Origin of the sequence: Hwanghaeella sp. (assembly GCF_965227365.1) — a bacterium.
Lineage (GTDB): Bacteria > Pseudomonadota > Alphaproteobacteria > UBA8366 > Aestuariispiraceae > Hwanghaeella.
Map to the genome: position 1 here is coordinate 609,594 of NZ_OZ245754.1, position 25,387 is coordinate 634,980.

The window sequence follows — 25,387 nt, forward strand, 5'->3', positions numbered from 1 at the left end:
GTGCCTCCCCTTACGATTCCGCCGGATCTATATCCGCCCGGCGATTATGATTTCGGGCGCCTGTTTGCCAGATATATCCCCGGCATGACCAGGGCGGCTCCGATCAGGTGATAACTCTGAAGCGTCTCGCCCAGGAAAAACCAGGCGAGAAAGGCGACGTAGACCGGCCCCAGATACAGGATCAGGCTGCCGCGCGCGGCGCCGAGCACGGCCTGCGCCTTGGCATAGGCCTGATAGGCGCCGAAACCGGGCAGCAGGATCAGCAGGACGATGGCGATGATGCCGTCCTGCGTGAAGGGCATCGGCTTCACATACAGTGTTTCCCAGATGTAGAACGGCGCCAGCAGGATGGTTCCCGCGCCGCAGATCGCGGTGAACCGCGTCATCATCCCCATCGCGCTGGGACGGTATTTCAGCATGATGGCGTAAACCGCCCAGCCGGTGACGGCGCCCATGATCCACAGGTCGCCGATGGTGAAATGCAGGTTCTTGAAGGCCGTAAGATCGCCGCGGGCGATAATCCACAATACGCCGGCGAGGCATATCAATCCGCCGACCACCTGGATTGCCGTCAGACGTTCCCCGTAAAACCGCCAAGCCAGAAAGACGATCATCACCGGCGCGGACGCATAAAGCAGGCCGATATTGGTCGCCGTCGTCGTCTCGGCCCCAACATAGACGAAGGCGCCGCATACACCCATGCCCAAGGCGCCCAGGATGACCAGGTCCTTCCATTCCCGCATCACGTCGTGGCGGTGCTGCCACAGTTTCGGTCCGCGGATCATAAGCATCAGGATCAGAACGCCGAACCAGCGCCAGAAGGCGAGGGCGACGGGCGGGGCGGTATCCGCCATCCACCGGGCGACCAGCATGTTGGCGCCGAACATTGCGGGTGCCGAGAGCAGAAGCGCATAGGCCACCTGCCGCTCGCTGAGGCCGGCAAATCCGTGCTGGTCCGCAGCGTCGCCGCCGCTTGAAATCTTTGGGTCCGACATAGCGATTTTGATATAGCGCGTAAGGGTTCGCCGCCAGCCGAGGGGCCGGAAAAAGCCTTATGATACGATTCCGGTTAAATGCCGCCTACGAAGTGTGGACGGGTCGGTATTTATCATTATTGTTTCACGTGTCTCTGGTATGGATAGCGTGGCGTAGAGGCCCAACCGCGTGTTCTTTTTCCGAGGCTGAGAACAACGTGGTGTCTGTCCAGGTACGGTTTCCGTGAGCAGAAGTTGGATAGGTCGTAAGAGCAGGAACTTCGGGCGAATGCTGCGTCGTCGCCTTGTCGTGCCCATGTTCTCCAGCAAACGTCCGCCTGAATTCGCGGCGCGCGGCGTCCTATTCGGCATCTTTTTCGCCTTCACGCCGCTGGTCGGTGTGCAACTGGCTGTCATCCTGGCGTTCTGGTCTTTCGTCCGCGCCTTCGTTCCGCGCTGGGATTTCAATCTGATCGTCGCGATGGCCTGGATCTGGACGACCAACGTCTTCACGCTGGGCCCGATCTATTACGGTTTCGTCCTGACCGGGCAGGTCATGCTGGGCCGTTGGGATGAACCGCTGGGCTATGACGCCTTCAGTTCGCGGCTGCATGAATTGCTGGCGGCGAAACCGGATGCCAGCATGCTCGAAGAATTCTGGTACGGGACGGTGAGCGTTCTGGACGCTTTCGGGCTGCCGCTGTTCCTCGGCTGTGTGCCCTGGGCGGTAGGGCTAGCCGTGGCCGGTTATTTCTGGTCCCTGCGTTTCGTGCGCCGCCGCAACGAAGCGCGCGCCGCCCGCCGCGCCAGCCGCCGGCAGCACCGCCAGTTCGTCCGTCACACCGTATGAGGCACCTGCCGCCGGGGCTTGGTTCTCAAACCAGGGCGCCGTAGAAATCGGGCGGCATCCCGGCCTTTGCGCGACTGTCCTCGTTGAATGGCGGTTTCAGCATGCCCCGGAAATTGGTCCGGACGAGCTCTCGCCACGTTTCGGCTGGGTCCAGACCCCTTTCGCCGCACAACCAGTCGAACCATCGCTTTCCGGCGGCGACATGGGTGATTTCATCGTCATGGATGATTTGCAGACGGTCGGCACTATCGTCGTCGCCGGCGGCCCGCAATTTCGCGATCATGGCCGGGGTAACATCCAACCCGCGCGCCTCCAGAACCATCGGCACGATGGCCAGTCGGGTCAGGAGATCATGCGCCGTGTCCTGGGATGCCTGCCAAAGACCGTCATGGGCCGGCAAGGCGCCATAGGCGCTTTCCAACTGCTTCAGCCGTTCCGCCAACAACAGGAAATGCTTGGCCTCGTCATCGGCAACCTGGACCCAGTCGTCCAGGAACGCTTGCGGCGGTTCCGGGGTGCTTCCGGCGAACCGCGCGACAATGTCCCAGGCGAGGTCGATGGCGTTCAACTCGATATGGGCAAGGGCGTGCAACAGCGCCGCCCGTCCCGCGGTGCCGGTGCCGATCTTGCGTTTCTTCACCTTGGTCGGGCTGATCAGTTCCGGCCTGTCCGGACGTCCCGGACGCTCCGGCGGGTGAGAATCCCCGACCGCCGCCACCATGCCGTCGCGCCAAAGCGCGGCATGGCGGCGGGTCGCCAGGGCTTTCTCCGTCGGATCGCTTGTCTCGAGCACCGCGACGGCACGCGCGGTCAGCGTTAGTTCCGTCTGCAAGGGAGCGCTCGGCTCAAAGCGCCTTGGCGGCGTCCAGGACTTCCTGGGCATGGCCGGCGACTTTCACCTTGGGCCAGGCCTTGGCGACCTTGCCGTCCGGCCCGATCAGATAGGTCGAGCGGATGATGCCTTCGAATTCCTTACCGTACATTTTCTTCACGCCCCAGGCGCCGAACTTCTCGCAGACATCGTCGTTTTCGTCGGAAGCCAGCGCGAAGTTCAACTCATGCTTGGCTTTGAAGTTGTCGTGTTTTTTCACCGAATCCTTGCTGATCCCGATGATCTTCGCGCCGATCTTGTCGAACTCACCGATCAGATCCCGAAAGTCCTTCGCTTCTGTCGTGCAGCCCGGCGTGTTGTCTTTCGGATAGAAATAGACCACGACCGGCGACCCTTTCAGGTCGGCCAGGGTAACGGACCCGCCGCCGTCGGTCGGCAGGGTGAAATTCGGGGCGGCATCGCCTTCTTGCAGGGCCATGGCGGATCTCCTTCGACTGATCGTGTGTGTGGTAGAGAGTTACAGGATGGATACGCCTGCGATCAATCACCGGATCTGAATACGGCTCATGCGGCCGAGGTCCTTTTCGACGGCGCCGCCTTTTCCGGGTGCAGGCAAGATCGTAGTCTCGGTTTCGGGGAAGGGCGTTTGCCGTCGGCGAACGCAATTGGAAAGGGCGACAAATGACTATCCTGTTGGTGGGGTCGGTGGCGCAGGCTGGGCAGGCCGTGCTTGAAAGAGAACTGGGCGGCGCGATCCCGGTTGAAACCGTGATGTTGAACGACCCGGACAAGGATGCGGTCGCGGCGAAGTTCGCCATGGCGCGAATACTCGTGTCGCCGGCCTATCGCCCGGACTTTCCCGCTTCGCCAAAGATGGAAATGCTGCACGCGCCGAATGCCGGCCTGGACTCGATCGTGTTCGATGCGCTGCCACCCGGCACGCGGGTCTGTAATGTTTTCGAACACCATATCGGCATCGGCGAGTATGTCCTGGCCGGGATGCTGCGGTCGGTGATCGATCTGGATGCGCGCAGCCGAAAATTCAGGGACGGTTTGAATTGGGAAGATACGCCGCGCCTGGGGGCACGGACCCATGGCGAATTGAGCGGCAAGACGCTGCTGTGCATCGGTTACGGGACGATCGGCCAAGCCGTCGCGGAACGGGCGCGGCCCTTCGGCGTTCGTATCGAGGCGGTGACGCGGACCCCGCGGTTGTTGACGCCGGAACCCGACAAGCTGGCCGGTTTTGACGATTTGAAACAGATGATCGGCGATGCGGATTTCGTGCTCGTCGCCTGCCCGCTGAACGATCAGACGGAGCGAATGATTGACGCGGACATGATTGCGCGGATGAAGCCCACGGCCATTCTGATAAACGTGGCGCGCGGCAAGATCGTCGACGAACAACCGCTTTTCGACGCCTTGTCGGATGGCCGGATCGGTGGGGCGGTGCTGGATACCTGGTGGGACTATCCGACGACGGAAAACCGAACCGTCAAACCGTCCGCCAATCCGTTCTGGGAACTCGACAATGTGGTCATGACGCCCCACATGTCGGGCTGGACCGATGGGCTTATCGAACGCCGGTTCAAGATCGTCGCCGAGAACGCCCGCCGGCTGTATGCGGGGGATGCCTTGATCAATCAGGTCTATCCGGACGTATGACCGGGTTCGCCGAACTCGCCCTGCGTTTCGACGGCGCCCCCTAATTCGCGCCGCGCCTGTTCCGCGGGGTCGGCGACCAGTTCCCGATAGCGTTCGCGTACCGTCGTTCCGACTGTCGCAATGTGGGACCGAAGCGCTTCGAAATCCTCGAACCCGCCGCAATGGGCCAATAGCGCCTTCTGTCCGTCCGGCGCCTTTTCCTCGTCCAATCCTTCCTGGGCGGTCAAGCGGATAGCGGCCTGCAGGTTGCGCCAAAGCCGCAGGGCCGACCTGAGGTCCTCGGTGGTTTCGGCGTCGAGATAGCCTGCGGCCCCCAGTTTTTCCAAGGCCGTGCCGGTATTGGTGGACAGGATATCCTTCCCCTCCGCCCCATGGCGAAGTTGCAGGTATTGGGCGATGAACTCGATATCAACCAAGCCGCCCGGGCGATGTTTGATGTCCCAAGGTTTGTCGCCAGGATATTGTTTGCGGATCCTCTGCCGCATGTCGTCGACATCACGGACCAGCGCCCTGGCGTCACGTGGCTGCCGGATGGCGTTTTCGATGATCTCCGCCAAGGCGGTTTGAAGGCCGGCCGGGCCGTAAATCGGCCGGGCGCGTGTGAGGGCCATGAATTCCCAGGTCCAGGCTTCGCCCTGATAGTAATTCTTGAAACCGCCGAACTGGGTGCAAACCGGTCCCGACCGGCCGTTCGGCCGAAGTCTTGTATCCACCTCGTATAGGTTTCCCTCGCCGGTCTGCGCGGTCATGGCAGTCACCAGGCGCTGTCCGAGGCGGGAAAAATAGACCATCGGGGTCAGGGCGCGCTTTCCGTCGGACGCGTCGATTTCGGCAGGGACGTTGTAGACGAACACCAGGTCCAGGTCGGACATCGGCGCCAATTCACGCCCGCCAAGTTTGCCGAAGGCGACCACCGCGAACCCTGTTTCCCCTTCCGCGCTTTCGCCTGGCCAGCCGCCATGCGGGTCACGAAACTCCTGCGTGACGGCCTTGGTCAGGGCGCCGACCGATGTTTCCGCCACCGAGGTCAGGATGATGCCGGCCTCTTCACCCGTACGGCGCCCCTGCAGCAATTCAACCCCGGTTTGGAAACGGCGATCGTTGGCCCAGCGGATCACGATATCCAGGACGTCCTGAAAATCCCTGGCCTGATCCAAGGCATCGTCCAGGGTGTCGGTCATTTCCTGACGGCCGGCCTCCTCGGTGGACCAGTCGTCGCTGATCACGCCGTCGAGAAGGGAGGGATGGCGGGACAGCCAAATCGCCAGCCGCGGGGCATTGCCCATGATTTCCGACACCATATCCAAAAGAGACGGGTTCGAATGGAAGAGAGAAAGCAGTTGCACGCCGGACGGTAATTCGCCCAGGAAATCGTCAAACCGATTGAAGGCCTGCATCGGATTGGTCGTCGCCGCCAGGCTTTCCAGCAGCCGCGGCATCAGTTCCGTCAAAAGCTGACGGGCGCGCTCGCTGCGGGTCGACCGATAGCGGCCATGATGCCAAACACGGACACGGCCGATAACATGGGAGGCGTCCTCGAACCCCATATCGGTCAGGGTCTCCACGGTTTCCGGGTCGTCTTCCACCCCGGTGAAGACCAGCGACCTGCCGCCGCTGCCCAGATCCGGCTCATCCTCGAATAGATGGGCGTATTCCTGTTCCACCTGACGGAGATGGCGCAAAAGCTCGGCGCGGAACTCCTTCGGGGTGTCGAAACCCATGAAGACTCCGATGGCGTCCACGCCTTCCGGTGTCGCCGGCATTTTCTGGGTTTGCTCGTCCATCACCATCTGCAGGCGATGTTCCAACGTGCGTAGAAAATTATAGCTTTCCCTCAGGCGTGCGGCCGCTTCAGGCTTGGTATGGCCTTCGGCGGCCAGCTCATCGATGGCTTCCAGGGTCTTGCGCATGCGCAGTGCCGGCGTGCGCCCGCCCCAGATCAGCTGCTGTGTCTGGGCGAAGAACTCGATTTCCCGAATGCCACCCCGGCCGAGTTTCACATTATGGCCTTCGATGGCGACCTGTCCGCCGCCGCGATGGGCGTTGATCTGGCGTTTGATGGAATGGATGTCGGCCACCGCCGCGAAATCCAGATGTTTGCGCCAGACGAAGGGGCGGATGTGTTCCAGGAAGGCGTAGCCGAGGTTGCAGTCGCCCGCCACCGGCCGCGCCTTGATCATCGCGGCGCGTTCCCAATTCTGGCCGATCGTTTCGTAATAGGATTCCGCCGCGCCCACGGTCATTGCCAAGGGCGTCATGCCGGGATCCGGACGCAATCGAAGATCGGTTCTGAACACGTAACCGTCCGCCGTGCGCTCATGCATCAGATTGACGACCGTCTGGGTGGCGCGGACCATGTCCTGGCGCAACCGGTCCGGGTCCTTGGGCTTCAACCTTTCAGGTTCGTAAAGGGCGATGATGTCGATGTCGCTGGAATAGTTAAGTTCGCCAGCCCCCAATTTGCCCATGCCGAGCAGGACATAGCCGCAATTGTCCAGCGTATCCTGGTCCAAATCGACGTCGATCTTGCCGCTGGTGACGAGACCCCTCAACGCGTGCCGTGCACTTGCATCGAGGCACAATTCCGCCAAGCGGGACAGTGTCCCCGTGATCTCGTCCAGTTTCCACGCGCCGGTCAGGTCGGCGAGCGCGATAAGCAGCGCGGCCCGCCGCTTCGCCACCCGTAAGGCCCGCGATGTCGCGGCCTGCGGTTCGGCGGAATCGAGATTGCGGAGACCGTTGAAGATCGCGTCGCGGCCCCCCACATACCCGATCGAAGGCAGGTCCAACAGAAATCCGATTTCCTTCACCGCCAACTGCGTCAGAAAGGGGCTGTTGCCGAACAGGGCGTTCAAGATCTGCTTGCCGCCGGGCGCCGCCAGAAAGGCCGCCGCTTCCGACGCGCGGTCGGCAGATTGGGCGGCTTCCTGCCATCTTTCCAGCCCAACCGACGCCGCATTGTCGTCGGCGGCACGCGGGGGACGGTCCGGTTCCGGAACAATTGCGGAGAGATCCATCAATACTTCCTGTTCACATCAGAAAATCTGGGCTAACCCACTGGGCGGCAGACTAGGGGAAGTTTCCCGGCTCTCCAAGGTTCGGCAAAGCGCTGGTTTTACGGGCGTTGTCCTGAGGCGCCGGATTGGAGTGTGATCGGGTTCATGCTCTATTGCGGTGGAACTCTTTTTCCTTTCCACGATCCTAGAAGAACGGTTCTTTTACTAAGTGCGACGACGCAGCCTACGCATAACCTTGGAAATCGCCGCGGGGTTGATTGCCGGACTGGCGTTCCTCGTGGCCATCGGTTTCTGGCGCTTGTCGCAGGGACCGGTCTCGCTGGCGTTTTTGACACCGGCTGTGCAGCAGGCCTTGTCCCAGTTCGAAAGCCCGTTCGAGATCGAAGTACAGGATACCGTCCTTTCCTGGGGCGGATGGGATCGGGCTGTCGACATCCTGATCAAGAACGTCACCCTGCGGCAGCCGGGCGAGCGTCCTGCCGTCGTCCTACCGGAAGTCTCGGTCGGTCTATCCATTCGTGCGCTGGGGCGCGGGGTCGTGGCGCCCACCAGCCTGGAGATTTTTTCCCCGGAGATTCTGGTGCGCCGTCATGCGGATGGCCGGTTTTCCTTCGGTTTGACGGGGCAGGATCCGCAAGAAGGGGACGATACGCCGGTATCCATGGCGGTGCTGGATGCCTTCATGCGCCCGCCGGACCCGGACAGTCGCCTCGCCTATCTCACCAAGGTCGGGATTCTGGACGCAACCGTCACCGTCAGCGATCAGATCGCCGGTCTGACCTGGCGCATGCCGAAATCCAACATCATCCTGGTCCGCGAAGGCAACGAGTTGCGCGGCAATGTCAGTTCGGTCCTGACGGCGGTCGGACAGGAAACCCCGATATCGGCGGTCCTGCTTCGATCGCTCGATACGAAGGCGATGTCCTTCACACTCGGGTTCGAGGATTTTGATCCAGGCCTGATCGCAAGGGCTATCCCCGAGGCTTCCTTTCTGAAGGATGCACGAACGTCTTTGACCGGGTCCGTGACGGCCAACCTTTTACTCGATGGCCGGCCGAAAAACGCGACGATCAATTTGCGGGGCGATTTCGGGCGATTGGCCCTCGACCTCGATTTGGCGGAAGATTCGCCGATCCTCACCGCCGGCTTGCAATTGTATGATGTCGACACGCGACGTTTGGCCGACATCAGTCCGGCGCTTGCCGATTTGCGTCCCTTTTCGACGCGGTTGAGCGGAACCGCCGCGCTGACGACGACGACCGCGGGCGACATCCTTGCCGCGGAATTTGTCCTGAACGGCGGCGCGGGTGAAATCGATCTGGCCGACTTTGATCTCGAACCTTTGCAATTTCGCGGCGTGTCCATGGCGGGGCGGGTCGACGCGGATCTGAAGTCGATCGTCCTCGAGGAGGCGCGTGTCGATATCCTGGACGAGACATCCCTGTCGGTTCGCGGGGCAGCGGTAAAGGATGGTGACGCCTATGCCGTCGATCTCGCCGGCGACCTGACGTCCTTTCCGTTTCAGGAAATTGGACAGTTCTGGCCCGAGCTTTTGAAGGGTGGCGCCAGAAGCTGGATCCTGCCGAACATCCCGGAGGGCAATGTGCCCGCCGCGACGATAGAAGTTCGGGGGCGTGTTCCGCTTTCGGATCCGGCCGCGATTGAGCTGGATCAGTTCGGCGGGTCTATGGAGATCCGCGATGCAACGGTTCACTATTTCCGGCCTTTGCCGCCGGTCATCGGCGTTTCAGGCCGCGCGGAATTCGGTCCCGGTTACTTCAAAATCACCACGGAAGGCGGCCGGGTCGGCAAGAACATCAAACTGGGCTCCGGACGCGTCGACCTGACCGAGCTGGATACGCTTGAAAACGCAAGTGTGTCGGTTGCTTTGGAAACACCCCTCAGGGATGCGCTTCAACTGTTGGATCAGGAACCGCTTGGCCTGATCAGCAAGTTGGACATCGATCCGAATGACCTTGCAGGGGAGGGCAATGTCGAGACCTCGTTCAAGTTCCGGTTGCTCCAAACCTTGAAGGCCGACGATGTCATCTATGCTGCACGGGCGTCGATGCGGAAGGTCTCGATGAAGAACGCGCCGTTGGATTCGACGATAACCAACGGTTTGCTATCGCTGGACCTGAATACGTCCGGCATGACGATTTCCGGGAATGCGGAAATGAATGGGGAGCCGGTGCTGATCGACTGGCGCGAAAACTTCAATGACACGCAGGATCTACGCAGCCGCTACGACGTGACCGGTATCGTTGACGACGCTTTCCTGCGCGGGGTAGGGATCGATTTCGATCCCTACATCAAAGGCGCGGCCAAGATCGACCTTACCTATCAGTCGTTTCGCAGCCATCCTCCCGTGCTCGACATCGCGGCGGAGGTGACGGATACGGTCATAACCGCCGAGGTCCTCGACTGGACGAAAACAAAGGGTGTTCCCGGTGACTTGTCCTTGAGGATGGTCTTCCTGCCGGAGGGTGGGGCGCGTCTGGACGATGTCGTTCTGAAGACCGATGAGATGGATGGCAAAGGGACGGTGCATCTGGGGGAGGATTTCTCCACGATCATGCGCGTCGATATCGATCATCTTGACTACCGGGGCAACAATGCCAAAGGGGTTATCAAACGCCGGGCGGATGGCGGGTTGAGCATCGATGCGGAAGGCAAGCGTTTCGACATCAACCATTTCCTGGAGACCGATCTGGGTGATCCGTCGGAGGAGGAGCCGGGTCTTCCGTTCGACCTGATGGCCAGCTTCGATGAAATCGTCGCCGGCGCCCAGCGGCGTCTGCAGGACGTCGCGGTAACCATGTCCCACGACGGAGAGGATGTTCGTGCTCTGCGTCTCGATGCCAGGGTATCGGATGGCAGCGCGTTTCTCATCAGGCTGGACGAGGTCGGTCAGGGACAGAGCTTGAACGTCGCGGCCGCGAATGCGGGGGCCGCGATGGATGCCTTGAACTGGACCAACCGGATCCGGGGCGGTCAGCTTACGGTCGAGGCGCAGCGCGCCTCGATGGATGCGCCGATGGCTGGAACCGTGCTGGTCGAAGGCTTCTCGCTGACCAACGCACCGGCAATCGCCAAACTGCTGGAATTCATGTCGCTGACCGGCATTCTTTCGGCATTATCCGAAACCGGCCTTGCATTCGATGAAATGACGGCGGCTTTCAGTTTCAATGATGGATTCCTGGAGTTCCGGGATGCCCGTGCCTATGGAAATTCGATCGGCCTTACGGGCACCGGGCATATCGACACTGATGCGGAATTCGTCGTTGTCGAAGGCACGGTTGTGCCCGCCTATACCGTCAACCGTGTCCTTGGTGCGATCCCGCTCATCGGGCCGCTTGTCGTCGGCGGTGAGGGCGAAGGGCTGTTCGCGGCGAATTACAGGATCGACGGGCCGTTGGAAGATCCCGATGTCGCGGTTAATCCGCTCTCAGCCCTTGCCCCGAGCTTCCTGCGACGGCTCTTCAAGGCAGATACCGATCCCGCGCAGCCGATCGCAACCGGTCGTGAAGGCGGAGAAGACGCGGCGGGGCCGGCCATCGGCGGAAACTGACGGCCGGTCATCCACCGGGATCTTGCTGAAACGGTCCTTCCTAGGCGGGACGGACCAGGGTGTGGCGCTTCTTCCCTGAAGACAGCTTGATGACGCCTTCGTCGCGAATATCGGCCAGGCTGACCGTGAGACTGTCGCTGGAGACCTTCTCGTCATTCAGGCGTGCGCCGCCGTTCTTGATCAGTCTCCGAGCTTCGCCATTGCTGGCGGTCATGCCGGTGCGGGTCAGAATGTCGAGAATGCCGATCCCGGCCTCAAGGTCCGCGCGGGCGATCTCGACCGTCGGCAAATCGCTGCCGATCTGTCCTTCGACGAAGGTCTTCCGCGCGGTCTCGGCGGCGGCTTCCGCCGCCTCGACACCGTGCAGCAGGCTGGTCGCTTCATGCGCCAGGACCTTTTTAGCTTCGTTGATCTCCGCGCCTTCCAGGGCTTTGAGCTTGGCAATCTCCGCAATATCAAGATCGGTGAACAGACGCAGGAAACGCCCGACATCCGCATCGTCCGTATTGCGCCAGAACTGCCAGTAGTCGTAAGGCGACAACAGATCTCCATCCAGCCAGATCGCGCCGGCGGCGGTCTTGCCCATCTTGGCGCCGCCGGACGTGGTCAGAAGCGGTACCGTCAGGCCGAATACCTCATTCCCGGAAACGCGGCGGGTCAACTCTATCCCGTTGACGATATTGCCCCATTGGTCGGATCCGCCCATCTGCATCTTGCAGCCGATACGCTTGTTCAACTCCATGAAGTCGTAGGCCTGCAGGATCATGTAGTTGAATTCCAGGAACGTCAGCGGCTGTTCGCGGTCCAGCCGCAGCTTCACGGAATCGAAGGACAGCATGCGGTTGATGGTGAAATGACGCCCGATATCGCGCAGGAAATCGATGTAGTTCAGCTCGCGCAGCCAATCGTCATTGTTGACCATGATCGCATCGGTCGGTCCGTCGCCGAAGGTCAGGAACTTCGAAAAGACGCGTTTGATGCCGGCGATGTTCTCGGCGATCTGCTCATCGGTCAGCAGTTTGCGGCTTTCGTCCTTGCCGCTCGGGTCGCCGACACGGGTCGTGCCGCCGCCCATCAGGACGATCGGCTTGTTGCCGGTCTTCTGCAGCCAGCGCAGCAGCATGATCGGAAGAAGGCTGCCCGCATGCAGGGACGACGCGGTGGCGTCGAAGCCGATATAAGCTGGGACCGGACCCTTCAGCGCTTCCGCATCGAGGCCTTCGGCGTCGGTGCATTGATGGACGAAGCCGCGCTCGGTAACGACGCGCAGGAAATCTGATTTCGGGTTCGTCATGGGTCGGGTACTCGGCAGACTGTTTTCGATATGTGGGGTTTGCTGGGTTTTCGTGCGAATTGGAATGCACGGCGGCGCGGTTTAGCATGCCCCTGCGAAGGCGGCAACGCAGGGAGTGGTGAATGTCGAATGGACCCGTTTGGGCGCTGGGACTGATGAGCGGCACCAGCATGGACGGCGTGGACGCGGCTCTGATCAAGACGGATGGCAAGACTGTCGCAGAGGTCGGACCGTCGCTGATGGAGCCCTATGACGAGAAGTTCCGGGCGCGGGTGCGGTCTATCCTGGGGGGGCGCCGACGTTCCGGAGAGGTCGACGCGGTTGAACGGGAATTGACCTTGCGCCACGCGGCCGCCGTGCGCGCCTTGCTGGCGAAGGCGTCCATGACGGCCTCCCGGGTCGCGGTTATCGGCTTCCACGGCCAGACGATCACGCATGATCCGGCCAACCGTTTCACCTGGCAGATCGGCGACGGAAATTTGCTGGCTCGTGAAACCGGCATCGCCGTCGTGTACGATTTCCGCTCCGCCGATGTCGCGGCGGGCGGTGAGGGAGCTCCTTTCGCGCCGGCCTATCACCGCGCCATCATGGCGGGGCGCAGAATGCCGGCGGTGGTCCTGAACCTTGGCGGGGTCGGAAACGTGACCTGGCTGGATGAGGGCGCTGAACCGGTTGCGTTCGACACGGGACCGGGAAATGCGCTGATCGACGATTGGTTGGCGAAGAAGGCCGGGATTCAGTTCGACGAGGGCGGCGCGATCGCCGCCGCCGGCCGGGTGGACAGAGACGTGCTGGCGGGTCTGATGGCGCATCCTTATTTCGATCGGCCGCCGCCGAAATCCCTCGACCGGAATGACTTTTCGGCAGAAGCCGTCGCGGGCCTGTCCGTGGAGGACGGCGCGGCGACCCTGGCGGCTTTCACCGTGGAATCAGTGGCAAGGTCGCCCTATCCAAAACCGCCGCTTTCGGTTCATGTGACGGGCGGCGGGCGCAAGAACCGGACGCTGATGGACGGTTTGGCAAAGCGGCTCGGTGTACCCGTGCTGCCGATCGAAGAGGCCGGATATGACGGTGATGCGCTGGAAGCGCAGGCCTTTGCGTTTCTGGCGGTTCGTCACCTGCGCGGTCTGCCGACCAGTTTCCCCTCGACCACGGCGGTGCCGAAGCCGATTTGCGGCGGTGTTCTCTGCAGTCCCGACGCGGCTCCTCTGGGGGCGGGTGACGGTCAGTCCGCCGCCTGACCTCTGGGATGCCCGGCGCCGTTCTCGTCCAGATAGGAGTCGGTCAGTTCGGCGATCTCGTCCAACTGGTTCGAGAAGAAATGGTTCGCCCCTTCGAGGATCTTTTCCGTCACCGTGATGGTCTTTTGGGAATTGATCTTCTGGACCAGCTTGGTGACTGATTCCGGCGGAACGATCGTGTCTTCCGATCCGTGAATGACCAGGCCCGAGGACGGGCAGGGCGCAAGGAAAGTGAAGTCGTAGATATTGGCCGGCGGCGCGACCGAGATGAAACTGGTGATTTCCGGGCGGCGCATCAGCAGCTGCATGCCGATCCATGCCCCGAAGGAGAAACCGGCAATCCAGCATTGCTTGGCGTTTTCGTTGAAGCTTTGCAGCCAGTCCAGCGCGGATGCGGCATCGGACAGCTCGCCTTCGCCTTTCGCGAAGACGCCCTGGCTGCGCCCGACACCGCGGAAGTTGAACCGCAGGCAGGAAAAGCCCCGCTCAGCGAATGTATTATACATCGTGTAGACCACACGATTGTTCATCGTGCCGCCGTGTTGCGGGTGGGGATGAAGGAAAAGCGCGATCGGCGCGTCAGGTTCCGCCCCGTGCGTGTAACGGCCCTCAAGACGTCCTTCCGGTCCGTTGATGATGACTTCAGGCATACGCTTCCATTCCTAGTCCACGATGATGCAATGGCCCGAAAGGGCCTGGCGACGTCCGAATAGCGTTGTTCATGCAAAGAGGGCGCACATCCGATTGGGAAAGGGCCTCCCACCAGGACGCGAACCCTCAGTCGGATGCACGTTACGTATTTGGCAACTCTTTTTTGGGGGTTCCAGGGCAACTCTGCAATACCCGATCATTCATGTTCGCTTCTTTGCAGGCCAAAGTTCGAAGAAAACAAACGTCCAATGCGACCAATGTCGAATTGATTTTTTCCTGCGTCGCGATTGATTGTGGTATATGACGTATTATATCTTCCTGTGAGTTAATAATGACCGGGAATTCCTTGACCGGCACAGTGATGCTCGGTTAGGCGAAGCGTTCGCCGAAAAGGGCACGGATAAAAACGGCAGCGGGTGAGGGCAGAGATGTCTCTAATACGCACGATACTTGACGAGATCGATGGCATGATCGCACGCGATCCGGCCGCGCGTTCGCGGCTGGAAGTTGTGCTTTGTTACCCCGCTTTCCATGCGATCATGGCCTACCGGGTCGCGCATCCGTTGTGGCGCCGCGGCTGGCATCTGCTGCCGCGGATGATCTGCCAGACCGCACGCTGGCTGACGGGCATCGAAATTCATCCCGGCGCCAAGATCGGCAAGAAGTTCTTCATCGACCACGGCATGGGCGTCGTTATCGGCGAGACGGCCGAGATCGGTGATAACGTTACTCTGTATCAGGATGTCACCCTGGGTGGCGTTTCTCCGGCTGAGGATTCCGACAAGCAGCGCAGCATGAAACGGCATCCGACCCTGGAGGACGATGTCATCGTCGGTTGTGGCGCGCAGATTCTGGGGCCGATCACGGTTGGCCGCTGTGCACGCGTCGGCGCGAACTCGGTCGTGGTCAAGGATGTGGCGCATGGCGTGACGGTCGTCGGTATTCCGGCCAAGGTGGTAGCGCGTCAGAGAGATCAGGAAACAGTTTTCTCGCCTTACGGCACGCCGCTCGGCGAATTGCCGGACCCGGTCGCGCGTGCCCTGGAAGGCCTGATGCAGGAAGTAACCGTGCTGCGTAACCAGGTTCAGGTGCTGGAAGGGCGGCTGGAAGAGGCCGAGAGCCGGGCAACCTCCCCTGGGCCCGCCGGCACGGCGGAAGAGATGAATTACCGTTTACCGGAATCCAAGCAGTAACGTCTTGTTTTCACGGGACATTATGTCCCGAAAGATCGAGGCCGGCAGCGATGTCGGCTTTTTCTTTTACGTGGCTTCACTTCGTCTTTCGTGAAGATCATCTTGTTTTTACCTGCACTGGACTTGATCCTTTCGCGATCTAGGTCTACTCGCAGAATAGGTCAAATTAGTCCCTGAACGGGACCACATTCATGGGAGATCGAACCCGTGCGCTTGAGTACCAAAGGCCGCTATGCGGTGATGGCGCTGGTCGACTTGGCGAATATGGGGGCGGATCGCCCCGTCGCATTGGCGGATATTGCGCGGCGCCAGGAGATATCCCTGTCGTATCTGGAGCAACTGTTCGCGAAGCTCAGAAAGGGCGGCGCGGTGCGCAGCGTACGCGGGCCCGGCGGCGGGTATATGCTGGCCCGTCCGGCCGACCAGTTGCGTATTTCCGATATCGTCGTGGCGGTGGATGAGCCGATCCGCGCCACGCGCTGCTCGCCGACCTCTCCGGAAGGCTGCATGAACAACAAGACCCGCTGCATCACCCATCATTTGTGGGAAGGCCTCAGCCTTCAGATCTTTGAATATCTCAGTTCCGTCACCGTCGCCGACGTCTTGAATGGCAATATCGCCGGTGCAAATGACGAGGCCTGGGCCGAACGGCGCGCGGCCGCCGAATAGGCTGTCCGATCCTGCGCCCGGGAAATGGTCCGGGAGCCAGACGATCGCGTTTCAAACTGTTCCCTATCCGGGTGACTTGGTCTAGAAGACCGTTCATGCCCAACGCGATTTACCTAGATTACAATGCAAGTGCTCCGCTCAAGCCGGAGGCGCGCGACGTGACCGCCGCCGCACTCGGCATCAGCGGCAATCCGTCTTCCGTTCACCAATCGGGCAGGGAAGCGCGGGCGATCATCGAACGCGCCCGGCAGGACGTGGCCATTCTGGTCGGGGGGCAGGCCCAGGACGTCATTTTCACCAGCGGCGCGACGGAAGCCAATAATTTGGCGATCCGCGGTTTCGTCCCGGAAGGAGAGCCCCGCCGCATCATCGTCAACGTGACCGAGCATCCCTCGGTGCTGGAAGCCGTCAACGACGCGGAACACGTGCCGGTAAGGCCGGACGGGGTTGTCGATATCGCATTCTTGCAGCGAATGCTGGCGGACCGGGATTGGCGCAATTGCCTGATTTCCGTGATGGCGGTCAACAACGAAACCGGCGTCATCCAACCGATCGACGAAGTTGTTTCCGTCGCGCATGCGGCCGGCGCCAAGGTGCATTGCGATGCGGTCCAGGCCGCGGGACATATGCCGATCGACATGCTCGAGCGCGGCATCGATATCGTGACGATCTCAGCCCATAAGATGGGCGGCCCGCGGGGTGCCGGGGCGGTCATCACCGGGCCGGGCGTTGATTTGAACGCCATACTCCGGGGCGGTGGACAGGAACGCGGAAAGCGCTCCGGTACGGAGAATGTGTCAGGTATTGCTGGAATGGGGGCGGTCTGCGCCTCTGCGCCGTCTTATGCGGAAAACACAGCGAAGGCGAAGGCGTTGCGGGACCGTTTGGAAACCGAACTGCGCGCAATCGTGCCGGCCGCCGTCATTGTTGCGGCCAACAGCCCCAGGGTCGGGCATGTGTGCTGTGTCGCGCTTCCCGGCGTGCCGGCGGAAACGCAGGTCATGGCCATGGATCTCGAAGGCATTGCGGTCAGCGCCGGGGCGGCCTGTTCCTCGGGCAAGATCAAGCGTAGTCACGTCCTCAGTGAAATGGGGCTCGGCGACGAGATATCCGGGTCGGCCATCCGAGTCAGTTTCGGCTGGAATAGCGCGGACGGCGATGTTGATGCTTTCCTCCAGGCCTATCAGCGCATGGCTTCCCGGATCGGCGGTTAGTTCATCTGCAGGCTGAGCCGGTTTTTTCTTTACAGTCTGGGCCTCAGAGAACAAAAACCCTGCCCGTGAGCGTATTTTGGACAATGTGACGGGCGAACATGGCGAAAATTACTTTTGTAAATCGTGACGGCAGCGAAAAGGTTGTAGAGGCCCGAGACGGTCTCTCGGTCATGGAAGTCGCCATCGACAACGATGTCGATATCGAGGCCGCCTGCGAGGGGTCTCTCGCCTGCGCCACATGCCATATGGTGGTCGATCCCGATTGGTACGAGAAACTCGACCCGCCCAGCGAGGAAGAGGAAGACATGCTCGACCTCGCCTTTGGACTGACCCGAACCTCGCGCCTGACCTGTCAGATCCGCGTCAGCGCAGCGATCGACGGACTGCGGGTACGGCTGCCTGAAGAATAAGCTCCTCCTTGCCCCTGGTTACGGATTCTTCTGCCCTTTCCGGCGTTTAGGCCGATCACCCGAATTCTGGAAAATGACATCTCGGGTAAAGGTGTCATTGTACCCTACACGAAAAGACTGCTAGGCTTTCCCTTGTCGTTCCGTTTCCGGCGGCAAGGCCCTTGGGCATGCCCTTCCGGTTACGTCTCAAAACAAGAATTATGACCAGGATCACATCGATCCGGGGCTTGTAGCCGTTACAAAAGAACATTCAGCCCGAAGACGGGCGTGCTGTTGGGGAAGGAGATTTCCATGTCAGAAGTAGAGCAGAGAGTTAATGACTTTATGGAAGGTCTGAAAAAGCGGAATCCCGGGGAACCGGAATTCCATCAGGCCGTCTATGAAGTTGCATCGACCTTGATGCCTTATATCGTTGCCAACCCGGTCTACGAGAAGATGCAGATCCTGGAGCGTATGACCGAGCCGGATCGTACGATTTCCTTCCGTGTTTGCTGGGAAGATGATGAGGGTAATATCCGTGTGAACCGCGGCTTCCGCGTTCAGTTCAACAACGCGATCGGCCCGTACAAGGGCGGCTGCCGCTTCCACCCGACGGTGACGCAGAGCGTTCTGAAATTCCTCGGCTTCGAACAGCAGTTCAAGAACTCGCTGACCGGCCTGCCGATGGGCGGGGGCAAGGGCGGCGCCAACTTCAACCCGAAAGGCAAGTCCGACCGCGAGGTGATGCGCTTCTGCCAGTCCTTCATGCATGAGCTGTTCCGCCATATCGGTCCGGACACGGACGTACCGGCCGGCGATATTGGTGTCGGTTCGCGCGAAATCGGGTATATGTTCGGCGCCTACAAACAGCTGACCAACCGGTTCGAAGGCGTGCTGACGGGCAAAGGGTTGGAATTCGGCGGTTCGCTGATCCGGACGGAGGCCACCGGCTATGGCGCGGTCTACTTCCTGCAGAACATGCTGGATCAGAAGGGCGTGGATATGTCCGGCGCCAATGTCTGCATCTCCGGTTCCGGGAACGTTGCGACCCATGCCGCGGAAAAGGTCAACCAATTGGGCGGAAAGGTACTGACGTTGTCGGATTCCGCCGGCTTCATTCATGATCCGGACGGGATCAATGAAGAAAAGGTCAATTGGATCAAAGATCTGAAGAATGTTCGCCGCGGTCGTATTTCCGAATATGCGGACCACTTCACCAATGCGACCTACCACGATGGCAAACGCCCGTGGAGCGTCTCCTGCGATTTCGCGCTGCCCTGCGCGACGCAGAACGAAATCAACGCGTCCGATGCGCACGAGTTGATCAAGAACGGCATCCGCGGGCTCGCCGAGGGTGCCAACATGCCGACGGAGATCGACGGCATGCATGCGTTCCAGGCGGCCGGTGTCCTGTTCGGCCCGGCGAAGGCGGCAAATGCCGGCGGCGTCGCGGTTTCCGGTCTGGAAATGAGCCAGAACTCGGCGCGTATTTCCTGGAAGGAAAACGAACTGCAGGATCTGCTGCAGAACATCATGAAGGGCATCCATGACAGCTGCCACAAATACGGCGAAGGCAAGGGCAAGGATGGCGATACCGACTATGTCGCCGGTGCCAATATCGCCGGTTTCGTGAAGGTCGCCGACGCGATGCTCGCCTATGGCGTGATCTAAACCTCAAAATCCGTGACCGCTTGATGCGGGCACGGCTGAATGGGTAGCGAAAGCCCGGCCTGGACTGTGTTCCAGGCCCGGTTTTCATATTTTGGCCTTGCATGTCGGTTAGGCTGACCCGGACACTGTCGGAGTACGGGAACCATCGGGGGCGGCCGCATGAAATACGTCACTCTTGTCACTTTTCTCGCTGTCGCGACCGTCATGGTGCTCGTCGCGCCTGTTCGTGCCCTGGACGCGACAAGCGAACTTACGTTGGAAATGGACGGCTTCCGCCGGATGGACAGTGAAGAAATCCGGATGCTCCTGACCGACCGCACCGTGCATCTGACTTATGGCCGGGACGATAATGAAACGGTCTATTATTTTGGGCCGGACGGGGTGCGTAGCAGCGACCGCGGCGGATTCAGGCTGGATCGACACTGGATGGTTTCCCGTGACAGGCTGTGTGAGGAATATCTGCGCCCCCTCGATTTCGCCTGTTCGAAGGTCTTCGTGAAGAATGGCGTGGTCCAGCTCTGCCCGGAGGATGAGAATATCTGCTGGTACATCTTCAGCGGCTTCATCCCGGGCGATGCGGAAGGTCTTCGCAACCTCGCGCCTTTGCCGTCCGGCTAGAGGTGCGAAATCGGGTTTCGCCCGGTTCCGAAACGCCTGAAAAATCGGTTCGGCGGGACCGTTTTTACGCCTCGGTGCTTGTCATGAAGCTAAATAGGACTAATATTGTCCTTAACTATGGGACCAAATTAGTCCTATTTAAATCGAGGCACATTGGAAACGGCGATGCTCAGATTGAGCCGGCTCACGGATTACGCGGTGGTGGTGCTCAGCCAGATGGCTGGGCGCTCAGGTCATGTCATGACCGCGTTGGACTTGGCCGAGGCGACCGCGCTTCCCCAGCCGACCGTTGCCAAAGTGCTGAAACTTCTGGCGCGGAGCGAGGTCATCGAGTCCCGGCGCGGCACCCAGGGCGGCTATGTGCTGGACCGCGCGGCGACGGAAGTATCCGTGGCGGAAATCATCTCGGCGATCGACGGGCCGGTGGCCCTGACCGCTTGTGTCGATGAGGCGACGGGCGATTGTTCGGTAGAGACCTGCTGCCCGATGCGGGGGCGGTGGGACCGGTTGAATACGGCTGTCCAAACAGCGTTCGAATCCGTCAGTTTGGCCGAAATTCTCTCCGTCGAGAGCGTTCCCAATTTTATAGACATGCCACCGGTCGGCGGGCAGAAGTCCGCACCGGCAATCGGTGATTTGGAGTAGGTCCCATGGTAGCGACGAAGGAAACCGTTCAGCAGGTCCGTGAACTCGGTACCGACAAGTACAAATACGGTTTCTCCACCGATATCGAGATGGAACTCGCGCCCAAGGGCGTGAACGAGGATATCGTGCGTATGATTTCCGCCAAGAAGGGGGAGCCGGAATGGCTGCTCGAATGGCGGTTGCGTGCGTTCAAGGCCTGGCAGGAAATGCCGGAACCGTCGTGGCAGAAGGTCGCCTTCCCGGAGATCGACTATCAGGATGCCTATTACTACGCGGCGCCGAAATCGACCGATAAGCCAAAGAGCCTGGACGAGGTCGATCCCAAGCTGTTGGAAACCTATGAGAAGCTGGGGATTCCGCTGCGGGAGCAGGAAGTGCTTGCCGGTGTGGAGGGTGCCCCGAAAGTAGCGGTCGATGCTGTCTTCGACAGTGTGTCGGTCGCCACCACTTTCAAAAAGGAACTGGAAAAACACGGCGTCATTTTCTGCTCGATTTCCGAAGCCGTGAAGACGCATCCGGATCTGGTCCGGAAGTATCTCGGTTCCGTCGTACCTTATTCCGATAACAAGCATGCGTGCTTGAACAGTGCGGTCTTCACCGACGGCAGCTTCGTCTATATCCCGAAGGGCGTACGCTGCCCGATGGAACTGTCGACCTATTTCCGCATCAACGCGGAAAATACGGGGCAGTTCGAACGGACGCTGATCATCGCCGACGACAATTCCTATGTCAGCTATCTCGAAGGCTGTACGGCGCCGCAACGCGACGAGAACCAGCTGCACGCGGCGGTCGTGGAACTAATTGCGCTCGACGACGCCGAGATCAAATACTCGACGGTGCAGAACTGGTATCCCGGTGACGAGGACGGCAAGGGCGGGATCTACAATTTCGTCACCAAGCGCGGCGCCTGCCGTGGGCGGAATTCGAAGATCTCCTGGACCCAGGTGGAAACCGGTTCGGCGGTGACCTGGAAATATCCCAGCTGCATCCTGCAGGGTGACAATTCGGTGGGCGAATTCTATTCGGTCGCCATTACCAATAATGCGCAGCAAGCCGATACCGGGACGAAGATGATCCATATCGGCAAGAACACCACCTCCAAGATCATCTCCAAAGGGATCTCGGCGGGCCGGGCCGACCAGACCTATCGGGGGCTGGTTCGGATCATGCCGAAGGCGGAGGGTGCGCGTAACTTTACCCAATGCGACAGCTTGTTGATCGGGGATACCTGCGGTGCCCATACTGTGCCCTATATCGAGAGCAGGAACCCGTCCGCGAAGGTTGAGCACGAAGCGACGACCTCGAAGATCAGCGAGGATCAACTGTTCTATTGCCTGTCACGAGGAATGAGCGGGGAAGACGCGGTCGGCCTGATCGTGAACGGGTTCTGCAAGGAAGTGATGCAGACCCTGCCCATGGAGTTTGCCGTGGAGGCACAGAAACTAATCGGTATCAGTTTGGAAGGCAGCGTCGGATAACGGGCCGGGCGAGAGTCCGGGCCGTCCCCGGGACGGGGGGATACGCGACGTGGAAGGAGTAAGCGACGATGGCCTTGTTGGAAATTCGTGACCTGCATGCCGAGGTGGATGGGAAGCCGATCCTGAAAGGGATCGATTTGATCATCGAACCGGGTGAGGTCCATGCGATCATGGGACCGAACGGTTCCGGTAAAAGCACGTTGTCCTACGTGCTTGCCGGACGGGATGGCTATGAGGTTACGGGCGGTGAAGTAATCTATGACGGCAAGAATCTGCTGGATCTTGAGCCGGAAGAACGGGCTTGCGAAGGCGTGTTCCTGGCCTTCCAGTATCCGGTCGAGATCCCCGGTGTGGCCGGGACGACCTTCCTGCGTCATGCGGTGAACGCCAAGCGCAAGTATCGTGGCGAGCCGGAATACGATGCGATGGAATTCGTGAAGTTCGTCCGCGGCAAGGCCAAGGATCTGAACATGCCGGACGACATGTTGAAGCGCCCGGTCAATGTGGGCTTCTCCGGCGGCGAGAAGAAGCGGAACGAAACGCTGCAGATGGCGGTTCTGGAACCGAAACTCGCCATCCTGGACGAAACCGACAGCGGTCTCGACATTGATGCCTTGAAGATCGTCTCCGAAGGCGTGAACGCTTTGCGCAGTCCGGAACGCGCGATGCTGGTGATCACACACTATCAGCGCCTGTTGGACTATGTGGTCCCCGACAAGGTTCACGTCCTGGCCAATGGCAAGATCATCAAATCGGGCGACAAATCGCTCGCCCTGGAACTGGAGGAGCGCGGCTACGCGCATATCCTGGAAGCGGCGGCCTGATCCATGTCCGTATCGAAGGAACTACAGAAGCTTGAGCCGGCACTCGGGCGGCTGCTGGACGCCGCGCCGGGCGGAGGGGGTGCCGAGGTTGCGGATCGCGGTCCCTTGGCGGATCTCCGGGCCGAGGGTCGGCGCGCGGTAACCGCGTCGGGCCTGCCGACGCAGAAGACGGAAGCCTGGAAATACACCAGTCTGAACGCCATGCGGAAGGTCGACTGGTCAGGGCCGTCAGCCGATGGGGCGGATTTCGCACAGGTTCAAGCCGCGATCCCGGCATTGGATGCCTATACGGTCGTCCTGCTGAACGGTCGGTTCGACCCGGTCCTTTCCGATCTGGCCGGCTTGCCGAAGGGCGTCCGCGTTCTGCCGATGCCGGAAGCCATGTCCGACACGGCCGTCTCAGATATCCTCGCATCGCTTGTTCCGATCAACACGGCGCCGATGGCGGCGCTCAATACGGCGCATCTGGACGACGGCGTCCTCGTGCGCGTGGACGAGGGCAAGGCGCTCGATAAACCGCTGCATATCATTTCCGTCGGTTATTCGGCGGCGGCGCCGACCGCATTCCATCCGCGGATTTTGATTCAGTTGGGAGAGGCTGCTGAGGCGACGATCGTCGAATCCCATATCGGTCTGGACTCCGCGCCGACCCTCTCCAACACAGTTGTCGAGGTGAACCTCGCGCCGTCTGCGCGGTTGGGCCATTACAAGCTTCAGGATCAAGCGGCGGAGTCTTTCGACATTTCCACAACGGCGATCCATTGCGGCGACAAATCGATTTACGATGGATTTACGCTCAGCCTGGGCAAGGGAACGATGCGCAACGACGTTCGGCTGACGCTGGACGGGGAACGCGTCGAAGGCCGGCTGAACGGCGCCTATCTGGGATATGGCGCGTCGCATGTCGACAATACCACCTTCATCGATCATGCAAAGCCGAACAGCACCAGCCGCGAAGTCTTCAAGGGCGTATTGGCCGAAACGTCGCGCGGCGTGTTCCAGGGCAAGATTCTGGTTCGGCCCGATGCGCAGAACACGGACGGGCATCAGTTGAACAAGTCGCTTCTGCTGTCCGACAAGGCGGAAGCGGATTCCAAGCCCGAGCTTGAAATCTATGCGGACGACGTCCGCTGCAGCCACGGTGCGACGATCGGGGCGCTGGATGATCAGCAGCTGTTCTATCTTCGGGCCCGCGGGATCGACGCGGCGACGGCGCGCGCGATGCTGGTTCAGGCCTTCTTGATGGAAGCGGTGGACGAAGTTCAGAAAGTGACCGTACGGGATGCATTGCAGGGTCTCTTGACCGCGCGTCTGCAGCCTTTGTTCGAAGGAGGATTGGCATGAGCGCAGCAGCAGGGGCGGTGAAGCCCACCTTCGATATCGACGCGGTTCGCGCCGATTTTCCGATCCTGTCGACGGAAGTTCACGGCAAGCCCTTGTGTTTCCTGGACAGTGGCGCGTCGGCGCAAAAGCCGCGGCAGGTCATCGACCTTGTTCGCTGGCATTATGAGAATGAATACGCCAACGTTCACCGCGGGGCCTATGCCTTCAGCGAAAACGTTACCGCGGCCTATGAAGCGGCGCGGGAGAAAATTCGTGCCTTCCTGAATGCGCCGTCCGAGCGGAACGTCGTTTTCGCCGGCAATACCACGGCCGCGATCAACCTGGTTGCCTACAGCTTTGGGCGCGGCTGCCTGATGGAAGGGGATGAGGTCATCATCTCCGACATGGAGCATCACTCCAACATCGTACCGTGGCAGTTGCTGCGGGACATGAAAGGCATCGTGCTGAAGGTTGCGCCGATCACCGATGACGGTGAGCTGCGTATGGATGCTTTCCGTGAGTTGCTGACCGAAAAGACCAAGCTGGTTGCGATCACCCATGTTTCGAACGTCTTGGGCAGCGTGACGCCGGTGAAGGAAATCATACAGGCCGCACATCAGGTGGGGGCCAAGGTGTTGTTGGACGGCAGCCAGGCGGTCATGCACATGCCGGTCGACGTACAGGAGATCGATTGCGACTTCTATGTATTCACCGGCCACAAACTCTACGGTCCGTCCGGCATCGGCGTGCTCTACGGCAAGGAGGACGTGCTGGATGCGATGCCGCCCTTCATGGGCGGCGGGGACATGATCTCGACGGTCGCCTATGAAGGCTCGACCTGGGCGGAACTGCCCGCGAAATTCGAGGCCGGCACGCCGCCGATCGTGCAGGCGATCGGGCTCGGCGCGGCGGTGGATTACGTCACCGGCGTCGGGCTGGATGGAATCGCTGCGCATGAAGCGGACCTGCTGCAATACGCGACACAGCGTCTGTCTGCGATAGACGGCCTGAAGATCTATGGCACCGCGGCGCATAAGACGGCGGTGATCTCCTTCACCATGGGGGATGCCCATCCGCATGACATCGCGACGATCGTCGACCGCGAAGGCGTCTGCGTGCGCGCGGGCCATCATTGCGCCGAACCGCTGATGCACCGTTTCGGCGTTACGGGAACGACGCGCGCCAGTTTCGGCATGTACAACACGCGGGCGGAGGTCGACACGCTCGCCAACGCGCTCGAGAAAGTGAAACGGATTTTCGGCTGACAT

The 25,387-nt window shown here is 60.6% G+C and carries 21 protein-coding genes; 15 read left to right on the plus strand and 6 right to left on the minus strand.

Translation table 11 applies throughout. The annotated features are described in order from the left end of the window. Positions 1 to 44: 44 nt before the first annotated feature. A complete protein-coding gene (locus ACQK2G_RS02670; RefSeq protein WP_425403472.1) occupies positions 45 to 995 on the minus strand; it encodes a DMT family transporter in 951 nt (316 codons plus the stop codon). Positions 996 to 1,263: 268 nt separating this feature from the next. Here ACQK2G_RS02670 and ACQK2G_RS02675 point away from each other — a divergent pair, with 268 nt between their 5' ends. Beyond that, positions 1,264 to 1,824: a DUF2062 domain-containing protein gene (locus ACQK2G_RS02675; RefSeq protein WP_425403473.1), complete on the plus strand. Its 561-nt coding sequence runs from the start codon at positions 1,264 to 1,266 to the stop codon at positions 1,822 to 1,824. Between the two features lie 25 nt (positions 1,825 to 1,849). Here ACQK2G_RS02675 and ACQK2G_RS02680 read toward each other — a convergent pair whose 3' ends face one another. Then, positions 1,850 to 2,656 (minus strand): ferritin-like domain-containing protein, encoded by an 807-nt coding sequence (locus tag ACQK2G_RS02680; RefSeq protein WP_425403474.1) that lies wholly within the window; start codon positions 2,654 to 2,656, stop codon positions 1,850 to 1,852. Between the two features lie 13 nt (positions 2,657 to 2,669). Continuing rightward, on the minus strand, positions 2,670 to 3,134 hold the full coding sequence (gene bcp / locus ACQK2G_RS02685; protein ID WP_425403475.1) for a thioredoxin-dependent thiol peroxidase: 465 nt from the start codon (positions 3,132 to 3,134) through the stop codon (positions 2,670 to 2,672). A 203-nt stretch (positions 3,135 to 3,337) separates the two neighbouring features. Between bcp and ACQK2G_RS02690 the strand changes: the two genes are divergently transcribed. Further along, complete coding sequence (locus ACQK2G_RS02690; RefSeq protein WP_425403476.1) at positions 3,338 to 4,321, plus strand: 2-hydroxyacid dehydrogenase; 984 nt, start codon at positions 3,338 to 3,340, stop codon at positions 4,319 to 4,321. Here the strand turns inward: ACQK2G_RS02690 and ACQK2G_RS02695 are convergent. Next, complete coding sequence (locus tag ACQK2G_RS02695) at positions 4,306 to 7,338, minus strand: bifunctional [glutamine synthetase] adenylyltransferase/[glutamine synthetase]-adenylyl-L-tyrosine phosphorylase (RefSeq protein ID WP_425403477.1); 3,033 nt, start codon at positions 7,336 to 7,338, stop codon at positions 4,306 to 4,308. The two genes, ACQK2G_RS02690 and ACQK2G_RS02695, sit on opposite strands and share 16 nt — an antisense overlap. Positions 7,339 to 7,546: 208 nt before the next feature. Between ACQK2G_RS02695 and ACQK2G_RS02700 the strand changes: the two genes are divergently transcribed. Further along, on the plus strand, positions 7,547 to 10,909 hold the full coding sequence (locus tag ACQK2G_RS02700; RefSeq protein WP_425403478.1) for an AsmA-like C-terminal domain-containing protein: 3,363 nt from the start codon (positions 7,547 to 7,549) through the stop codon (positions 10,907 to 10,909). 40 nt (positions 10,910 to 10,949) lie between these two features. Here the strand turns inward: ACQK2G_RS02700 and tyrS are convergent, their stop codons facing one another. Continuing rightward, positions 10,950 to 12,203, minus strand: coding sequence for a tyrosine--tRNA ligase (tyrS, locus tag ACQK2G_RS02705; protein WP_425403479.1), 1,254 nt, complete (start codon positions 12,201 to 12,203; stop codon positions 10,950 to 10,952). Positions 12,204 to 12,325: 122 nt separating this feature from the next. On the opposite strand from tyrS, the gene ACQK2G_RS02710 reads away from it, so the two are divergent. After that, positions 12,326 to 13,444: an anhydro-N-acetylmuramic acid kinase gene (locus ACQK2G_RS02710; RefSeq protein ID WP_425403480.1), complete on the plus strand. Its 1,119-nt coding sequence runs from the start codon at positions 12,326 to 12,328 to the stop codon at positions 13,442 to 13,444. Here the strand turns inward: ACQK2G_RS02710 and ACQK2G_RS02715 are convergent. Beyond that, complete coding sequence (locus tag ACQK2G_RS02715; RefSeq protein WP_425403481.1) at positions 13,429 to 14,094, minus strand: alpha/beta hydrolase; 666 nt, start codon at positions 14,092 to 14,094, stop codon at positions 13,429 to 13,431. The two genes, ACQK2G_RS02710 and ACQK2G_RS02715, sit on opposite strands and share 16 nt — an antisense overlap. Positions 14,095 to 14,523: 429 nt before the next feature. Here ACQK2G_RS02715 and cysE point away from each other — a divergent pair, with 429 nt between their 5' ends. From cysE to ACQK2G_RS02770, 11 genes are all read left to right on the plus strand, one after another. Continuing rightward, complete coding sequence (cysE, locus tag ACQK2G_RS02720) at positions 14,524 to 15,288, plus strand: serine O-acetyltransferase (RefSeq protein WP_425403482.1); 765 nt, start codon at positions 14,524 to 14,526, stop codon at positions 15,286 to 15,288. A 207-nt stretch (positions 15,289 to 15,495) separates the two neighbouring features. Next, positions 15,496 to 15,957 (plus strand): Rrf2 family transcriptional regulator, encoded by a 462-nt coding sequence (locus ACQK2G_RS02725; RefSeq protein ID WP_425403483.1) that lies wholly within the window; start codon positions 15,496 to 15,498, stop codon positions 15,955 to 15,957. Positions 15,958 to 16,052: 95 nt separating this feature from the next. Then, positions 16,053 to 17,171: a cysteine desulfurase family protein gene (locus ACQK2G_RS02730; RefSeq protein WP_425403484.1), complete on the plus strand. Its 1,119-nt coding sequence runs from the start codon at positions 16,053 to 16,055 to the stop codon at positions 17,169 to 17,171. A gap of 98 nt (positions 17,172 to 17,269) precedes the next feature. Then, positions 17,270 to 17,581 carry a 2Fe-2S iron-sulfur cluster-binding protein gene (locus ACQK2G_RS02735; protein WP_425403485.1) on the plus strand — a complete coding sequence of 104 codons (312 nt, stop codon included), beginning with the start codon at positions 17,270 to 17,272 and terminating at the stop codon, positions 17,579 to 17,581. Positions 17,582 to 17,872: 291 nt separating this feature from the next. Continuing rightward, positions 17,873 to 19,231 carry an NADP-specific glutamate dehydrogenase gene (gene gdhA, locus ACQK2G_RS02740; protein ID WP_425403486.1) on the plus strand — a complete coding sequence of 453 codons (1,359 nt, stop codon included), beginning with the start codon at positions 17,873 to 17,875 and terminating at the stop codon, positions 19,229 to 19,231. Between the two features lie 159 nt (positions 19,232 to 19,390). Then, positions 19,391 to 19,849, plus strand: coding sequence for a hypothetical protein (locus ACQK2G_RS02745; protein WP_425403487.1), 459 nt, complete (start codon positions 19,391 to 19,393; stop codon positions 19,847 to 19,849). A gap of 165 nt (positions 19,850 to 20,014) precedes the next feature. Next, positions 20,015 to 20,494 (plus strand): SUF system Fe-S cluster assembly regulator, encoded by a 480-nt coding sequence (locus ACQK2G_RS02750; protein WP_425403488.1) that lies wholly within the window; start codon positions 20,015 to 20,017, stop codon positions 20,492 to 20,494. A 5-nt stretch (positions 20,495 to 20,499) separates the two neighbouring features. Then, positions 20,500 to 21,972 carry a Fe-S cluster assembly protein SufB gene (gene sufB, locus ACQK2G_RS02755; RefSeq protein ID WP_425403489.1) on the plus strand — a complete coding sequence of 491 codons (1,473 nt, stop codon included), beginning with the start codon at positions 20,500 to 20,502 and terminating at the stop codon, positions 21,970 to 21,972. A 74-nt stretch (positions 21,973 to 22,046) separates the two neighbouring features. After that, positions 22,047 to 22,796 carry a Fe-S cluster assembly ATPase SufC gene (sufC, locus tag ACQK2G_RS02760; RefSeq protein WP_425407605.1) on the plus strand — a complete coding sequence of 250 codons (750 nt, stop codon included), beginning with the start codon at positions 22,047 to 22,049 and terminating at the stop codon, positions 22,794 to 22,796. A 3-nt stretch (positions 22,797 to 22,799) separates the two neighbouring features. Further along, positions 22,800 to 24,140 (plus strand): Fe-S cluster assembly protein SufD, encoded by a 1,341-nt coding sequence (sufD, locus tag ACQK2G_RS02765; protein ID WP_425403490.1) that lies wholly within the window; start codon positions 22,800 to 22,802, stop codon positions 24,138 to 24,140. Beyond that, positions 24,137 to 25,384 (plus strand): cysteine desulfurase, encoded by a 1,248-nt coding sequence (locus ACQK2G_RS02770; RefSeq protein ID WP_425403491.1) that lies wholly within the window; start codon positions 24,137 to 24,139, stop codon positions 25,382 to 25,384. The genes sufD and ACQK2G_RS02770 overlap by 4 nt, the downstream gene beginning before the upstream one ends. Positions 25,385 to 25,387 lie beyond the last annotated feature (3 nt).

Excerpts from the sequence above, each read along its gene's own strand:
- bcp (WP_425403475.1), bottom strand. The coding sequence starts at position 3,134 with ATGGCCCTGCAAGAAGGCGATGCCGCCCCGAATTTCACCCTGCCGACC.
- ACQK2G_RS02730 (WP_425403484.1), top strand. The coding sequence starts at position 16,053 with ATGCCCAACGCGATTTACCTAGATTACAATGCAAGTGCTCCGCTCAAG.
- ACQK2G_RS02735 (WP_425403485.1), top strand. The coding sequence starts at position 17,270 with ATGGCGAAAATTACTTTTGTAAATCGTGACGGCAGCGAAAAGGTTGTA.
- gdhA (WP_425403486.1), top strand. The coding sequence starts at position 17,873 with ATGTCAGAAGTAGAGCAGAGAGTTAATGACTTTATGGAAGGTCTGAAA.
- ACQK2G_RS02690 (WP_425403476.1), top strand. The coding sequence starts at position 3,338 with ATGACTATCCTGTTGGTGGGGTCGGTGGCGCAGGCTGGGCAGGCCGTG.
- ACQK2G_RS02745 (WP_425403487.1), top strand. The coding sequence starts at position 19,391 with ATGAAATACGTCACTCTTGTCACTTTTCTCGCTGTCGCGACCGTCATG.
- ACQK2G_RS02695 (WP_425403477.1), bottom strand. The coding sequence starts at position 7,338 with ATGGATCTCTCCGCAATTGTTCCGGAACCGGACCGTCCCCCGCGTGCC.
- ACQK2G_RS02710 (WP_425403480.1), top strand. The coding sequence starts at position 12,326 with ATGTCGAATGGACCCGTTTGGGCGCTGGGACTGATGAGCGGCACCAGC.
- sufB (WP_425403489.1), top strand. The coding sequence starts at position 20,500 with ATGGTAGCGACGAAGGAAACCGTTCAGCAGGTCCGTGAACTCGGTACC.
- ACQK2G_RS02670 (WP_425403472.1), bottom strand. The coding sequence starts at position 995 with ATGTCGGACCCAAAGATTTCAAGCGGCGGCGACGCTGCGGACCAGCAC.
- sufD (WP_425403490.1), top strand. The coding sequence starts at position 22,800 with ATGTCCGTATCGAAGGAACTACAGAAGCTTGAGCCGGCACTCGGGCGG.
- ACQK2G_RS02715 (WP_425403481.1), bottom strand. The coding sequence starts at position 14,094 with ATGCCTGAAGTCATCATCAACGGACCGGAAGGACGTCTTGAGGGCCGT.
- ACQK2G_RS02770 (WP_425403491.1), top strand. The coding sequence starts at position 24,137 with ATGAGCGCAGCAGCAGGGGCGGTGAAGCCCACCTTCGATATCGACGCG.
- tyrS (WP_425403479.1), bottom strand. The coding sequence starts at position 12,203 with ATGACGAACCCGAAATCAGATTTCCTGCGCGTCGTTACCGAGCGCGGC.
- ACQK2G_RS02750 (WP_425403488.1), top strand. The coding sequence starts at position 20,015 with ATGCTCAGATTGAGCCGGCTCACGGATTACGCGGTGGTGGTGCTCAGC.
- cysE (WP_425403482.1), top strand. The coding sequence starts at position 14,524 with ATGTCTCTAATACGCACGATACTTGACGAGATCGATGGCATGATCGCA.
- ACQK2G_RS02675 (WP_425403473.1), top strand. The coding sequence starts at position 1,264 with ATGCTGCGTCGTCGCCTTGTCGTGCCCATGTTCTCCAGCAAACGTCCG.